We start from the raw sequence: 17,389 nt of genomic DNA on the forward strand, positions 1-17,389 counted from the left end.
ATATAATTTTAGCGGTAAAAATTTACATAATTTGATACAAAAAAATCATGTAAGATCCCTATTCTCCGAACAACTCTTGCTGTTGTTCCATATTCTCCAGATCCTTCTGAACATTTATCTCCTTAATAATCTTTTTTTTACCACACATAACTGCAACACTCTCAGATTTTCTTTTCACTGTCCATGTGTCATATATATATTTTTGAGGTGATACTGTCGTTTCAAATACCAGTTCTCCTGATTTAATGGAATTAACACCTTCACCACATATACTTGCCTTTATTCTAATCTTTCCAGGTTTTGATGTAGTTCTTATTAATATAGGTGCACTTCCCCAATTAGCTCTGACAGGATTTAATCCCAAAGAATAATCTCCTAAAATTTCTCCTTCGCCTTCGATTGAAAAATGTATTATATTATTATTCAGTCTTTTTACAGTACCTTCATTATCTACAACCTCAGCAATTGCAACTACCACATCAGAACCATCAGCAACAACCGGCATTCCATTATTATCCAGTCTTATCCGGATTTCATAACTCTTCCTTGACGGAATTCTTTTATGTGTTGCAACAACCTTTCCATTAATCAATCCTTCAGCCAATAGGTAAACCTCCTTCTGTCTTCCGGCACGTGAAAGTTTTTTTGTTTCCATAAAATCGAAAGCATCATTAAATGTAATGATAGGTGAAGGCATCTTTAATGAAGACTCATCACGTTTCCATATCAACTGTTTTCCATTCTCGAATATGGTCAGGCGTACCTCTTCACAATTGGAATATACCGTTACATCAGAAGGTGAAAACGGTGTCATCTCGTTTGCAATATAAACCATAGGACCTGTTTCAATCTTAAGATTATCATTTGTATAATTAGGACGCTGAGACATAAACATGTAATATGATGTCTTCGGTTGCCGGTAAGAATCCATTATACCGCCATAAAATGATATTGGGCTGCAACCACGCTGATGGTCAAACGAATGCCATAAAGCACCTCCTATATGAGAAGGTGGGGTTCTGTAAAGGCTCTCAATACAAGTCGCAGAATATTTAGGATATGCATAATGTTCAGCCTGAATAAGCATAGGTACCTCTCCCCAGGCACGGCATACCCTGCTTGTTGAATTATGTGCGCTCCAGTCATCAACATTATCTCCAAACTCTCTGGTAAAATATACTTTATCCTTTTCTCTTTCTATACTGGGGTGTGAGTAAATCACAGGATAATACTTTATGCCATATTGTCTTTCATTTCTTCCATTCTTAGAATAGTCAGAAGCAGAATAAGCATTATAGCCTTTCATTTCTTCATCTACACATTTTTTTGCGTTCAATGCAAAATCTTCAGGGTATATGGTTTCATTCAATATCGGTTCATAGAACAGTAATGATGGTCTGTTACGATCTCTCCTTACCATATTACGTATATTATCATATACGCGTTCAGAGAATACAGAATCTTTATTATAAAACTGCCACCCGGGAGTTGCATCAATAATAAATAATCCCAATTCATCGCATGCATCCAGAAAAGCGGGATCCTGAGGATAATGGGCTGAACGAATAATTTTCATACCAGCATTTCTTAATTTAAATGCATCCCTCCAATGTAATGAATTAGGAAGTGCATTACCTAGAACAGCAAAATCCTGATGCCTGTTAGCACCTATCAATTTATCATAAGGTTTCCCATTAAGCCAAAAACCTTCCTTTCCCTTCATCTCTAGAGAACGAATACCCAAACGTTGCCTGTATCCATCTATAACATTGCCATTCTTATCTTTCACCTCGACTGTAAGCCAATACAGATATGGCGATTCAGGGGACCATAAACAAGGATTGTCAACTTTCATATCAGCCAAAACATATTCTGTACGGTTGGATTTTATTGAATATTTTTTTAGGCACTCTGTTATTTGCTTGCCTGATAAGTCTGTCAAACTGAAATCCACAGATCCGCTATTAGTTTCTTGGCTATCATTACGCAAATGAAGCTGTAGGGATATTGTAGCTTTTTTATTGCTTACATCATAATAACGGACAAACAATCCTCCGCCTCCTACCTCATCCTCGAGATTAGGATCGGTTATGTATAAATTGTCATGCGTTATCAACCAGCAGTCTCTATATATACCACCGAAGTAAGTGAAATCAAGAGCATACTGAGGTCTTCCGGGAGCATAGGACTTGTCATTACTGTTGTCAGCACAAACTGCTATAATATTTTCATTGTCCTTATATACATAATCAGTCACATCAATGACAACAGGAAGATAACCACCATAATTTTCCTTTACAAACCTGCCATTAATCCAGATTTTTGATTTTCCCATTATTCCCTCAAAATGAAGAAATATCTTTTTATTCAGTTCAAATCCATCAAGTCTAAAATGCTTTCTATACCAAACTATACCCTGATAATTTATATCTCCACTGGCTTCTTCAGGCAATAATTCTATTCCATCTGGCAATGATACTATATTCCACTCACTATCATCAAAGCTCTCAATATATGCATTATCAATATCTCCTTTATAAAATCTCCAAGCCATGTTCATATTAAAGACCTTTCTACCACTATTGGGTATTTCATAAAAACCGGCGGTAGAAAACAGTGGTAATTCCATAGAACTGACAACTCCGATATATGATATAAGGAATATAATCAGAAACAATTTAATTCTTTCCATATATAATACCATTTATAGTTCTTAATATTTATTATTGTAAATCAGGCAATATCGGGTGTAAGGTCTTACCTTCCTTATCTACAGGATATTGTGCATTCTCATTCTCAAGGCGTTTTATCATCTGCTCACACATCCACCTGAGTTGTGAGGGATTAGAAGATGAAAGATCATTATTCTCGTATGGGTCGTCTGAAAGATTATATAATTTATAAGAAGGAACACCACCTTTCTCAGGATTATAATAATAAATAATCTTCCATTTATCCTTTCTGTAAGACGTAAAGTAACTGCCACGATGCTTGTGAGGGAAATGCATCAAGACATCATCACGTCTTGATCTGTCTTTCTTACCGGAAAGCAGTTTCTTTATATCACTGCCATCCAATATATGATTCTTAGGCAAATCAACATTAGCTGCAGACAGGACTGTAGGAAATACATCCATTATGGTACCAATTTCAGTCTGGACAAAATTCTGTTTTATAGGAAACTTCTTCTGGAATTTATTTGAAGAATCAGGCTTGGCCCAAGATACTATAAAAGGAACTCTTACTCCACCTTCATATTCAGAACCTTTTTTACCTTTCAATGGCGCGGATGAAGCATGGTCTTCAGGATCACCAAGCGGAGCGTCACTTCCATTGTCACCTATGAAAAATATCAAGGTATTCTCTGCCACACCCAATTCCTCGAGATTATACAGCAAATCACCTAAGGATTTATCCATACCTTCTATCAAGGTGGCAAATGCTCTTGCATTGTCACTCTTCTTACCTTTAGGATAATTATCAATAAAACGTTCATCCTTCTCAAAAGGGGAATGAACAGCATAATGCGCAAGATTCAAATAAAAGGGCTTACCCTCAGATACCGATTTCTTTATCTCTTTACATGCCTCGTTTGTCAATGCATCAGTCAGAAATGTATTGGTCCCATGATATTCTTCTAAATCAGGAACAGCCTTTGTACGCTGTCCCTTTATCCAACCATATCCGTTTTCTCCATGATAACTACCAGGATGTCCTATTGCACAACCGGCAACATTAATATCAAATCCTATAACCTTAGGGTCTTTCCCTTCACTTTGGTTACACCCAAAATGTGCTTTTCCTATATGGATTGTCCTGTAACCGGCAGATTTTAACAATGACGGATAAGTTATGCTGGAGGAATTTAATCCTTTCCAGTTCCATTCTTTGGGACCATAATCATTTCTGTTATTATAATTTTCTGAAATCCAGTTTGTAGTATGATGACGTGCTGAATTCTGACCTGTCATAATTGATATTCGTGAGGGTGAACTTACACTTTGAGCATAAAAGGTAGAAAAACGTGCACCTTGTTCAGCCAAACGTTCCATATTGGGGGTTCTATACCAGTTGTTCAAAGGTTGGGGTAAAAGAGTTCCGTTGGAATCTGTAATAAATGGTACAGAAGTATCCATAACTCCCATATCATCAACCAAAAAAACAACTATATTAGGACGGTCCTGCGAATAAAGTGTTACAGAACTTAAAAACATTAAACATAAAAGACTTTTATTATTCATCGTTATATATTTTAAATAAAAAAATATCATTACAAAACAACAGGATACAATGTACTTTCAGAAAAAAAATCCGTAGTTTCTACAGAACAGGAATTGATATAACGTGGAGGATTATCGAAACCTACATCTATTTTATAAGGGCCCAAATGCAACCAGATATAGAATCATGGAGTCTCTCCATTACGATTATTCTCTTTAAATTTGTTATTTTAGATAATAATTCTTTCCTCCTACTTTATGAAATGTCGCCATAGAGAGCATTTTAGATTTTGTAAAAGTAAGATAAACACAATTATTTTCTACGAAATTATCACTAGAACAACTATGAAAATAACTTCAGAATCATCGACCTAATATTTCGTCTTCTTACTGAAAGTTATCAAATATCTATTTGAAGAAAAACGTCACTTCTTGTTATAAATACTCAAACCACAAAAACTTCAAAGCACTTTAAAGGCCTTCAATTCTATAATCACAACCGTCTATTACTCTTTATCATCATAATCCTTTGGAATTGTTTTATTCATAATTTTATCACTACAGCCAATTAACAGAAAAAAGAAGAATAAGTATAACTGTAATATCCTGCACAAGCTTAATATACTATTATATTTTATAAGTTCACATTATTGACGAAATGATTTTATAAGATAACTTCATGAAAACTGTTTTATATACCTAAAATTAGCATCCCATTTTTTTATCTCATCAAGCAACATCTTGACAATCTCAGTGTTATAGCCTGCTACATTTGTCTTTTCCTCAATATCGTATTTCAGATTATACAACCTTACGTGTTCGTATTTCCTATCAACATGCAGTTTCCAAGTATATTTACGTGCACATATACCATTACGTGTTCTCCAAAATAAAGTTCTTTCCGGTATGGCTTTACCCTCTGTCATCATCCTAAGTATACTGTAGCCATCATGCTCTACACCTTTCATGTCTATACCAGTAGCCTCACATACCGTAGGCATAATATCAAAAGTCATCAATATCTCGTCAGAAACACTTCCCGGCCTTATATGACCACACCATCTCGCTATGGAAGAAACTCTGTGACCTCCCTCCAACAACGAACCCTTACCGCCAGACCAAGGAAAATTGGAGGCATATTTAGCACCTCCATTATCAGAAAAGAAAAAAATCAAAGTTTCCTCGTCAAGTTTCAAATCTTTTATAACCTTCATTATTCTTCCCACATTATCATCAACAGACTCTACCATCTCTTTGTATATTATCTCATAGTCCGCACGTCCTGTTCCAGTAACTTTCAGTTTACCGTCAGAAATAGAACGTACAGCCCTATCATTAGGTCCTTGCAATGGATAATGACATGCTTCATAAGGCACATAAACAAAAAAAGGCCTATCCTTCTTTTCCTTTATATACTCCACTGCATGATCTGTTATTATATCTGTAGTATAACCAACCTCAGGTTTTATAATATCATTCTCCCACCAATCCTCATAACCTTCCTGATCTATATGCGAAAAATAGTCAACATTACCAGCAACATAACCCACAAACCTGTCAAAACCGTGGTTCACTGGATTATATTTTTTGTCATAGCCAAGATGCCATTTACCAAAAATTGCGGTCTCATAATTTTTCTGTTTCAGAAGCTTTGCAATAGTAGGTATATCTGTTGATAAACCATATTTGCGATGAGAAGCTGCAGTTATAACGCCTTCTATTCCTGAATATTGTTGGTATCTTCCAGTCATCAGAGCCGCACGAGTTGGACTTGATACGACTCCATTTGTATGAAAATCCGTAAAAATAATACCTTCTTTCGCTAATCTATCAATATTGGGCGTTTTGTGAGACTTGTTTCCGTAACAAGCAAAATCACTGTAACCCATATCATCAACAACTATGATTACAATATTGGGCAGAACTTCACTATTAATATTTCCGGCATATATATCCTCGCCAATTGCCCCAAAACTGACTAAAATAGGGAAATATATTATTTTCATAATTCAATGTTTTTTTTATTTTATATATTCACATAAGTTTTCTAATCTTCTCCACCTGTTTCCAAGTGTTTCCCTTATCATTTTTTTGAGAGATACCTGGTGTACTTCGTCCTTCATTGATATAACATAAAAGTAAAGATTTTAATTCTTGTACTTTATTGGGATAGTCGTTGACAAGATTATGCCTCTCACTAGGATCAGATTCCATATCATAAAGCTGCATTGAAGGTAAATTCTTAATTATACTATCATTCTTTCCAGGACGCGGATAACTCCAACCACCGGAACTGGCAGACAATAACAACTTCCACTTTCCCTGTCTAATGGTAAATTCACCATTTATTGAATGATGAACTGTCGCTTCACGAATGGTAGAAACTTCCTTCACCGAATATAAGGCAGGAAGAATATTATAACTGTCCTCACCTTCTGTATCCAACAAATTATAATCGTTTATAGCAGCAAAAGTGGCATAAAAATCAGTCAGACAGACCGTTTGTTGTATCTTATGATGAGATATCTTCGAAGGCCAACGAACTAAACATGGTATTCTATGACCACCGTCATATAGATCCGCCTTATGACCACGATATATATAATTGGAATGATGCCCCTTCTCCTCCATTATGGAGATTCCAGCCGCAGGACTACAACCATTGTCAGCAGTAAACACTATTATTGTATTATTGTCTTCACCAGATTTTTTTGCAGCATCAAGTATTTTACCAACCATGGCGTCAACACGAAGGACATAATCACCATATTCACCTATTCCTGATTTACCACTGAATTCATCTGTTGGAAGTATCGGAGTATGAGGAGCCGGTAGAGGAAGATAAAGGAAATAAGGGTCCGACGACTTGGATTTTTCCAATATATATTTACATCCCTTTTCTATTATATGTGACAACACTTCTTCATGACGAAAATCAGAAGAAGTAGGTCCCTTACGCCACCAACTATATTTCCCTTTATTCTCAGTTATGGTATCAGGGATAGCCGTCGGCATATCATTCTCAACATACACATACGGAGGCATATCAAGCGAACCGCAGAAACCATAAAAATAATCAAACCCCAAAGTTGTCGGACCGTTTTTAATCGGTTTCCCATAGTCTATATTTTTTATACCTGCATCTATATTGTACCAATCCCAGCCAAGATGCCATTTCCCTATTGCACCGGTATTATAACCTTGTTTTTTAAGCATAGAAGCCATAGTTTCACGTGTAGAAGGTATTAAGGCCTTGGAATAACCGTTCAAAACTCCCTGTTTTAAAGTAGAACGCCAATTATAACGCCCAGTCAATATTCCATATCTTGTAGGTGTACTTACGGAAGATGAAGAATGACAATCCATAAGAACGGCTCCCTCATCTGCCATCATGTCAAGATTATATGTCTTAATTTTAGAACCTCCATTGAGATAGGAAATATCACCAAACCCCATATCATCGGCAAGGATAAATATAATATTAGGACGTTTTTCCGTATTTGCCAAACATAAAGATGATGAATATAAAACAAATGCGGAGAATAATAATTCAGTTTTCATAATTTCTAAGATTAAAACTATACAAATTAATGTATTTGTCTATTTAAAAGTATTTTTCAAGAAAAGAATAACTTCTTTCATACAACAGTAAAAATTTTTATCTCCATTGTTTTTCCTAAAGAATGAACCATTGAAGAAACCATGATCTGCTCCTTTAAATGGAACCAGCTTACAATCATTACCATACTTATCCATCAATGTTTTGAATGTCAATGCATTTTTATAAGGCACTGTTTTGTCTGCTGTTCCATGCATTATAAGTGTCGGAGGCAATCCTGATGTGATGTTATGATTAGGTGACAGAGACAGTTCATTACCATCGAAGCATTTCATTCCATAACCATCCTTAGTTGTATCCAATACTGGATTATACAATATCAACGCATTAGGTTTTGAAGATATCATTTCTTCTCCCGATGAATCAAAAACTGCAGTACATAATGCTATATGTCCACCGGCTGATCCTCCGCTTGCGAATATTCTCTGAGGATTTATACCAAATTTCTTGTAATTACTCCTAATATAAATAATGGCATCTCTTGCATCTTCAACACAATCAAAAGGAGTTACACTGTCACTATTCATTGTTCTGTAATCTGCAGATATAGCAACATAACCTTTAGACACTAAAAATTTACACTGCTGATAAAATTGTCTTGCACTACCAGACTTCCATCCTCCTCCAAAAAAATGGACAACAACTGTTCTGTTATTTATCACACTACTATTTTCAGGATAAAATACATGCAAACGTAATTCGCCTTTTAATGTTTTTTTATATACAATTCTTTCATCTGGTACAATATTATTATTAGCATATAGAATTGTTGATAAAAAGAACAGCAATAAACTTATCCTGATTTTCATAAATACCACCATTTTTAAAGTTTTTCTTAAACATCAGAATGCAGATTTTATTGCATTTATTACTGGAACTGACAATTCTTTATACCCTTCTTTATTATAGTGAACATCATTATCCCCATTACCATTTCTTTCATGTATACCTATGGAAATATCATAAAGTTCATTTATTGGAATATTATTAGATTCCATTACCTTACGTGCTACAGAATTATACTTTTCCACATCCTCGGAATAACGTCCTGGTTCTTTGTTCGGAACCATTGTAGTTGTAGCAAATATCAACTTGGCATCAGTTTTTTTAAGTATTTTTACTATTTCTCTTAAATTTTGCTCATAATCTTCTAACGATGTGGTTAGCTTTCCGTTCTTCTTATCCCGGTTTGAAGGAGTACTTCTATAACATAGGTCATGCAATCCGAAATTGAAATGAATGACATCCCAATCTGTATCTCCTAACCAGCTTTTCAAACTATCAACACCAATTCCTGTATAACGGGCATTACCTCTATTATGAAAGACATCAGCCACATCATTAAGACCTTCTTTAACATAAGGTGTATAACCAATAGATATAGAATCACCAATTATAAGAACTTTTTTCTTTGATTCTGTAAATGAAAACAATGAAAAACAAACTAATAAAAATAATAATTTAAACTTCATAATAATTAAAATATGGTAAAAAATCAATAATTCTTTATGTAAAATCTATTTATTGATAAACCTAATATTAAAAAACAACTTATTTATTAAAAAATATTCTTACCTACAATCTTTATTTATTATTGAAATATCTTCTCAGAAATTATTCTCGTAAACGGTTAACTGTATATTTGTCCCATCTATGTCCAATATAAAAATCATATCATAAATAAAAACTTAGGTTCATAGATTTTTAAATTAATTGAATATTTATATTATTGAAAATCAGGCAGTACCGGATACAAGATCTTACCTTCCTTATCTACAGGATATTGTGCATTCTCATTCTCAAGGCGTTTTATCATCTGCTCACACATCCACCTGAGTTGTGAGGGATTAGAAGATGAAAGATCATTATTCTCGTATGGGTCGTCTGAAAGATTATATAATTTATAAGAAGGAACACCACCTTTCTCAGGATTATAATAATAAATAATCTTCCATTTATCCTTTCTGTAAGACGTAAAGTAACTGCCACGATGCTTGTGAGGGAAATGCATCAAGACATCATCACGTCTTGATCTGTCTTTCTTACCGGAAAGCAGTTTCTTTATATCACTGCCATCCAATATATGATTCTTAGGCAAATCAACATTAGCTGCAGACAGGACTGTAGGAAATACATCCATTATGGTACCAATTTCAGTCTGGACAAAATTCTGTTTTATAGGAAACTTCTTCTGGAATTTATTTGAAGAATCAGGCTTGGCCCAAGATACTATAAAAGGAACTCTTACTCCACCTTCATATTCAGAACCTTTTTTACCTTTCAATGGCGCGGATGAAGCATGGTCTTCAGGATCACCAAGCGGAGCGTCACTTCCATTGTCACCTATGAAAAATATCAAGGTATTCTCTGCCACACCCAATTCCTCGAGATTATACAGCAAATCACCTAAGGATTTATCCATACCTTCTATCAAGGTGGCAAATGCTCTTGCATTGTCACTCTTCTTACCTTTAGGATAATTATCAATAAAACGTTCATCCTTCTCAAAAGGGGAATGAACAGCATAATGCGCAAGATTCAAATAAAAGGGCTTACCCTCAGATACCGATTTCTTTATCTCTTTACATGCCTCGTTTGTCAATGCATCAGTCAGAAATGTATTGGTCCCATGATATTCTTCTAAATCAGGAACAGCCTTTGTACGCTGTCCCTTTATCCAACCATATCCGTTTTCTCCATGATAACTACCAGGATGTCCTATTGCACAACCGGCAACATTAATATCAAATCCTATAACCTTAGGGTCTTTCCCTTCACTTTGGTTACACCCAAAATGTGCTTTTCCTATATGGATTGTCCTGTAACCGGCAGATTTTAACAATGACGGATAAGTTATGCTGGAGGAATTTAATCCTTTCCAGTTCCATTCTTTGGGACCATAATCATTTCTGTTATTATAATTTTCTGAAATCCAGTTTGTAGTATGATGACGTGCTGAATTCTGACCTGTCATAATTGATATTCGTGAGGGTGAACTTACACTTTGAGCATAAAAGGTAGAAAAACGTGCACCTTGTTCAGCCAAACGTTCCATATTGGGGGTTCTATACCAGTTGTTCAAAGGTTGGGGTAAAAGAGTTCCGTTGGAATCTGTAATAAATGGTACAGAAGTATCCATAACTCCCATATCATCAACCAAAAAAACAACTATATTAGGACGGTCCTGCGAATAAAGTGTTACAGAACTTAAAAACATTAAACATAAAAGACTTTTATTATTCATCGTTATATATTTTAAATAAAAAAATATCATTCCAGAACAACAGGATACAATGTACCTCCAGGAGGAAAATCCGTAGAATCTACAGGGCGGAAATTTGTATAACGAGTTGGATTGTCTGAACCTACACTCACTTCATAAGGCCCTAAATAAAGCTGGTCATCAGACCATGGTGTTTTTCCCTCACGATTATCTTCCTTACATCTATTCTTATAAATAAAATTCTTTTTACCAACTTTATGTATAGTTGCCCATGGCCCCATTATTGCATTATAAGCATTTGACATCGTTGAAGGAAGATAAACACGATTATTCTCTACAAGATTATCACCACCGTCATTATTATGAAAAGTAACTTCCTGACACAATTCATTATCATAAAGTACATTCTGTTTTGTACCAGGATCTTGAAATGAAAGGTGTCTAAGTCTGGATACACGACAGTTAGTTATAAGGTTTTTTGATCCACCTATAAAAAAGTATCCATGCCCTCCTCCACCTTTACAGAAAGATCTGTCCATTTCTGCATTTCGTATTGTATTATTATTACCAGTTACCCATATAGAATGAGATGCGTTATTTATTAATTTCACATTATCAACATAACAATTCTTTGAGCCTCGCATATTTACAGTCATAAAATCAGCATAAGCAGGTAATTCATCCTTACCCAAATTATCATCCTTAGGATAATTCTGTCCATCCTCATTCAACCAGCCACCTATAACTGTAACATTCCGTAGTCCTACATTAGTACCATTATACATACTAATCACACCGAATGTCTTTGGGGATATTTTGGGGTCAATTGTAATTATAACACCATCACGACTTTCTCCAATCAATACTGCATTGTTATAAAGTCTGATTCCAGTATTCATGGTATAATTACCATTTTTCAATAATGCTACTACTTTTTCATATTTATTATTCTCAAAATAAGCTTTAATTTCATTGAAGTTTGTACCAGGTTCAAACACCTTTGTTACCTCCTTAAGTTGATCTTCAAGATGCGGAATTCCACCTTGCTTACCGGCCTGTCTCCATATCTGCATTTGAGCGTTATATTTATAATTCTCAGAGAACTTAGATTCGTCAAAAGTGACTTCCGGGTCACCTACCTGATATTTTGTTTCTTTACGTTTATATTTAGGCTGTTTCAGAACAAATTCCTTTTTACCATTTGAAAATCCATCGTATATAAACGACGTTATAGTTGCTTCACGATCATCATAAAAATTAAACTCGGTATTCACTTGAACTTCTATAGGAGTCTCAGGACATGCCTTTCCGTTTTTGGAATTTAAAGTGACCCAGGATCTATTAGAAGAAATGCGCCACTCTCTATTAGAATAGATTTTTATTGTTCTCGAACCACCTCTAGCTTCAATATTATCTTCCCAACCTTCTATTTTAAACACCCAATCCTCTATAGGCTTTGTTTCTTCTTCCTCTTCTGGAATATCATCTTTCTTTATTTCATCACTACAGCTACAAAAAAATAATGTCATAAATAATACCCCCAATGACATTATACACAAACTGAATCTGTGATTAAATTCTAATATGTTTTTTGTTTTCATGGTCATTTATATTTAATTGTAAGAATATTTATTTTATTATTCAGTAATGAATGAAGATACAGGTAAACCGTTAGTTCCCCAAAGACTTCCTTCAACATAATTTTTATATCCATAACGAACTATTACCGGTTCCTTCACATTTTCGCTATATACCTCAACTAATTTTCTATTAACAATACGAGCCTTGGCAGTATAAAAAACACTATCTCTACCAGCTATTTCAAAATCACGTAATGGTTTATACTTTGATGTAAGGCCTAGAGGAGCTCTTTCAAATGAAAGAATTATTCGATTACCTTTTATTTCATGTGAAATATATCTTGGAGATTCTCCAATTATACCTTTAATATTATAAGTCTTGGACAATGCCAAATAAGCCAATCTGTTTCCAACTTCCATCTTTTGTGATGGATGAATACAGGTTTCATTGCCAATATCCAACGTAACTACCATTGCTACATTAGGTATATTCTTCTCACAATTATACTGCGCCTCTCTTAATTTAGCTGTGCCAATAGAATCTTTATTTTCATAACAATGCGGTGCTATCTGTACATAATAAAACGGAAGTTCAACATTGTTAAGTTGTGTACGCCAATCATTTACAAACGTTTTAAACAAAGATTCATATTGAGAAGGATTATCTCTATTTGATTCACCCTGATACCATATAACACCTTTGAAGGAAAATTTCTTTATAGGATTAATCATCCCATTATAAAGCATTGATGCAGCCCATTGCGGTTTATCCACTTTTGAGTCATCCCTCAAATGATTAAGAGAAATCTCAGGATATGTTTTCAACGTTTCCGTAGTCATCCATGACTGTATTTTTGACCCACCCCAACTTGAATTGACAAGTCCTATAGGAATGTTCAACGTTCTATACAGCTGAAGACCAAAAAAGTATGCTGTAGCACTAAAATCCGAAACATTTTCCGGAGTATTCACATTCCATTTTCCCTGACAATCATCTAAAGCCTTTTTTGAAGGATTTTTACTAACACTAAAAAGTCGTATCGGTGTATCAGGTCTTGCGTTTACTATCGTTTCTGTTGAATTTTCAACAGGTTGTCCTGAAAAGCCCTTAATAGGCATTTCCATATTTGACTGTCCTGAACACAACCAGACCTCACCTAAATAAATATCTGATAACTTATGAATATTACCATCATTAAATTTAATATTATAAGGTCCACCAGCATCGCCAGTCTCTACTGTAAGTTCCCAATATCCACTTGAATTTATTTGAGCTTTATAAACTTTTGAATTCCATGAGGTAAACACTTCTATAAATTCTTTACTGTCACTATACCCCCATAATTTTACATTACTATTTCGTTGCAAAACCATGTGATCCGATATTATTGACGGCAAAATAACTTTTGCATTCAAAGAAATAATCATCAATAACGATAACAATAGATATAATATTCTTTTATAAACCATACACAGAAACTTCTAATTTTAAATATCATCCTTTCCATTTATTTTATTTACTTACATAATTTATTCAATTATGCTCATAATATTCGAACTGCGTAGTAAACTTTAAATTTCTATATTAAAAGCTTAGTATTTAAAATCATACGCTCCGAACTACTAATAAATTATATCAGTATTATCCAACTAACCTTTTAACAACACCAGTAATTTATAACAGACGTTACCATAATTATCATCTTTCTTAAAAACAATATTTTACGTAAATGTTATAACCAATTATATAAAATCAGATATAATCAAAATATATTTTTATGATTATGGCATCAAAACAATAATAGACTATTAAAAAAAGTAATAATTTATCAACAAACAAAATACTGATTAAATTAAATAAAGTCTATAGAAAGAGAAATCTGAGGATAAAAATCTCAGTTTCTCTTTCTTCTCTATATAAAACCTATCTAAAACTTTAACTACTTATAGTTTTCTGGATCTTCATCTCTCCATTCTTTGACTCCATCCCTTATTCTGTTACGAAAAACAAGAGTATCATTGGCTACAATATAACTGCCATCCCCATTGGTAATCTTGTAATTAAGGAACATTTTACGATCCTGAAGCAGTTTGGGATTATTATATTTACATTCACCTACACTCTGTATCGAATATCCAACGCCCTCAGGCGCTAACAAATCGATAGTATTGTCTTCCTTTAATTTTATATTCATTTTGTAATCAATATTATTGGCAGCCATACTTGACATAACACTATTCGGGGCAGATGTTACAAGTGTATTTATGTAATTATCATCCATAGGTATTTTAAACGCAATCTTCTTTCTCTCAGTTTCCTCTCCTTGAGCATTATAATAAACATATTCTCCATAGTTATAATAATAACCGAAAAGTTTACACTCATATTTTACACCTATTACAGTATATTCCTTTCCAGCCATTAGAGAATCTGCATCTGCTCTAATTATCCTAATTGGCAAGACATACTTGGGACTTATAGTTTCTGTATAATTTTTTAGGAATCCATCCTGCATTTCAACAGAAACAATACCGGCATACCTTCCTTTATCAATAGTCATTTTCTCATAATTACTTAAAGAATACCATTCTGAAGGTAGCAATTCAAGACTCTCTAATTTGGCTGTTGAATTCTTTATGTGATCAAACTTAGACGTTTTCATTTTATCAAGTATAGTTTCATCAATTATACTCGGATCTATTTCAAAATAGACTTCACGTTTTTTATCATTTGACATTACACCTCCTAAAACAGCACCAAAATCGAATTTATTACGTTCACCGATTATAAAACTACGCACATCAACCTGATGAGTAAAATAAATACCGGAATAATCATAATCCTTAATATAATCTTCATAACATGATGTACAACACACCAATACAGATAAAATCAATAATAATTTCTTCATACTCATAATATAATTATTTAGACCAAGTATTCCAACCTTCATTTTGTTCAAGATTATCATCTTTAAGAATATCACCATAAGGTATCGGAATAAACAAAGATGGAAATTCCCTATTTTCAACTTCCTGTACCTCATATATAAATGTTCCGTCGGTTTTCTTTGTTACATTAATTTTATGTACAGGTTTATTTATTTCATTTACATTAGTAGCCCAACGGCGTATATCGAAGAAACGCTGTCCTTCAAAACAAAACTCAATACGCCTCTCGTTATGTACAAGTTCACGAAAAGTTTCATAATCTTCGGCAGCTTCTTCAAGATAAGGGTCTGAATCAGCAAAAATGGCCTTATTATCATAAGTCTTACGGCTTCGAAGATATTTCAATGCATCTTTAGGTGATATCCCGAAAAATGTACTGTTAGGATCTTTTGTATATTCATTTGCCGCCTCAGCAAAAGCAAGGACCATGTGTTCCCATCTGTAATAATGTTTCACATGTGGACCTTTATAAACATTTGCAGCACTCCAATCAAGATCAGGATAAACCATTTTTCTTATGTGGTATCCTGTACGGCTTACTTTTGCCAAACCCGGTGAATCCTTCCCCCATTCACCGGAAGTCTCATCAAACCATGTTTCAAAAGTGTAGTCATGTTTATTTGTCGATCCAGGATAAAATATAACTGAATAGAAACGAGGGTCCCTGTTTGCATAAGGATTATTTGAATCATAAAGTTTTTGTCCCTCTGGATGCTCCTTTGGATACCCGTTACTCATAGGAAAAGCATCTACTAAATCATGAGTAGCCCCTAATACTCCATCTCCTCTAAATCCTACAGGATAGAACTCTTTTTCATGACTGTCATTAGTATCTGTATTACCATCCCTGCGACTTACAAATATACCATTGGGAGAACATGCATCAAACCAATTCAACCTATTACTCCAAACGAAACCGCCGGACACATTATCTGTATTCAATTTAAAATCCATCACTTCCTTTGCATATTCAGCCGCTTTTTTCCACCGCTCCATATCTCCATTAGGATTAAATAATGGACTAGCGTATGTAAGATACATATCAGCTAAAATAGCTCTCGTTGTAATACCGTCTATCCTTCCCCAATTACAACCTCCCAATATACCCTGATATGTTCGTAATTCTTCATCTGTATACAAAAAATCCCTATGCGCCAAAGGTAATAAGGCATAAGCAGCTTCACAGTCTGACAAAATCTGTTCAACACATTTATCATAACTTGAGCGCGTATAATAAATCTGTTCGGAATCTACTGTCACCTTTTCTGTAATGATAGGTGTACCAAGCATTTCTCCTGATTTTATACCTCTTCCACCGTAAGTTTTAAGTAATCTCCATTCCATAAATGCACGAAGACCATACGCCTCTCCCTGCAATCTTTTCTTAAATGCTTCATCAAGTTTTGGGTCCAAATAATATTTGTTATTCAACCCCATATTATCATCAAGGAATATATTAAGATTAGCAATAGCTTTATATGAAGAACTCCATATTCCTGAAAAGGGATCCTGTGAATTATTACTTCTACCAGTTGCAAATTTTACAACTTGGTCATTTACACTTGTCAAGACAGCATCATCAGTAGTACAATCCAAACGATTACCTTCTATAGTTCTATAGTTCCTTGGTATTTGTTCGTACGCATAGCCGACTAGCCCACTTACGTAATTTTGAAATTTTTCCATTTCTTCATCATCCACCTGACCGTATGGATACGGATCAAGCAAAGAATCACATCCGGATAAAATCACAGAAAATATTATTGCAAAAGATAATTTATTTCTCATATTTTTT

11 protein-coding genes are annotated in these 17,389 nt (G+C 34.3%); all 11 read right to left on the reverse strand.

Annotation, left to right across the window (positions count from 1 at the left end):
* Nucleotides 1-58: 58 nt before the first annotated feature.
* Complete coding sequence (locus Q0486_RS14070) at nt 59-2,692, reverse strand: sugar-binding domain-containing protein (RefSeq protein WP_299234668.1); 2,634 nt, start codon at nt 2,690-2,692, stop codon at nt 59-61.
* 31 nt (nt 2,693-2,723) lie between these two features.
* Nucleotides 2,724-4,241, reverse strand: coding sequence for a sulfatase (locus Q0486_RS14075; protein WP_299234671.1), 1,518 nt, complete (start codon nt 4,239-4,241; stop codon nt 2,724-2,726).
* A gap of 656 nt (nt 4,242-4,897) precedes the next feature.
* Nucleotides 4,898-6,226: a sulfatase-like hydrolase/transferase gene (locus Q0486_RS14080; protein WP_299234675.1), complete on the reverse strand. Its 1,329-nt coding sequence runs from the start codon at nt 6,224-6,226 to the stop codon at nt 4,898-4,900.
* A gap of 28 nt (nt 6,227-6,254) precedes the next feature.
* Entirely contained in the window at nt 6,255-7,781 is a 1,527-nt protein-coding gene (locus Q0486_RS14085) for an arylsulfatase (protein WP_299234678.1), read from the reverse strand.
* A 39-nt stretch (nt 7,782-7,820) separates the two neighbouring features.
* On the reverse strand, nt 7,821-8,648 hold the full coding sequence (locus tag Q0486_RS14090) for an alpha/beta hydrolase (protein WP_299234681.1): 828 nt from the start codon (nt 8,646-8,648) through the stop codon (nt 7,821-7,823).
* A gap of 33 nt (nt 8,649-8,681) precedes the next feature.
* On the reverse strand, nt 8,682-9,311 hold the full coding sequence (locus Q0486_RS14095; protein ID WP_299234684.1) for an SGNH/GDSL hydrolase family protein: 630 nt from the start codon (nt 9,309-9,311) through the stop codon (nt 8,682-8,684).
* 254 nt (nt 9,312-9,565) lie between these two features.
* Nucleotides 9,566-11,083 (reverse strand): sulfatase, encoded by a 1,518-nt coding sequence (locus Q0486_RS14100; RefSeq protein WP_299234687.1) that lies wholly within the window; start codon nt 11,081-11,083, stop codon nt 9,566-9,568.
* A 26-nt stretch (nt 11,084-11,109) separates the two neighbouring features.
* Nucleotides 11,110-12,663 carry a right-handed parallel beta-helix repeat-containing protein gene (locus Q0486_RS14105; RefSeq protein WP_299234690.1) on the reverse strand — a complete coding sequence of 518 codons (1,554 nt, stop codon included), beginning with the start codon at nt 12,661-12,663 and terminating at the stop codon, nt 11,110-11,112.
* Between the two features lie 36 nt (nt 12,664-12,699).
* A complete protein-coding gene (locus Q0486_RS14110) occupies nt 12,700-14,016 on the reverse strand; it encodes a sialate O-acetylesterase (RefSeq protein ID WP_299234693.1) in 1,317 nt (438 codons plus the stop codon).
* A 566-nt stretch (nt 14,017-14,582) separates the two neighbouring features.
* The gene (locus Q0486_RS14115; protein WP_299234696.1) at nt 14,583-15,554 is read right to left on the reverse strand and encodes a DUF1735 domain-containing protein; all 972 of its coding nucleotides are present in this window, start codon (nt 15,552-15,554) and stop codon (nt 14,583-14,585) included.
* Between the two features lie 13 nt (nt 15,555-15,567).
* Nucleotides 15,568-17,382 carry a RagB/SusD family nutrient uptake outer membrane protein gene (locus tag Q0486_RS14120; protein ID WP_299234698.1) on the reverse strand — a complete coding sequence of 605 codons (1,815 nt, stop codon included), beginning with the start codon at nt 17,380-17,382 and terminating at the stop codon, nt 15,568-15,570.
* Nucleotides 17,383-17,389: the final 7 nt, after the last annotated feature.

The organism is uncultured Bacteroides sp., from assembly GCF_937912035.1.
GTDB lineage: Bacteria > Bacteroidota > Bacteroidia > Bacteroidales > Bacteroidaceae > Phocaeicola.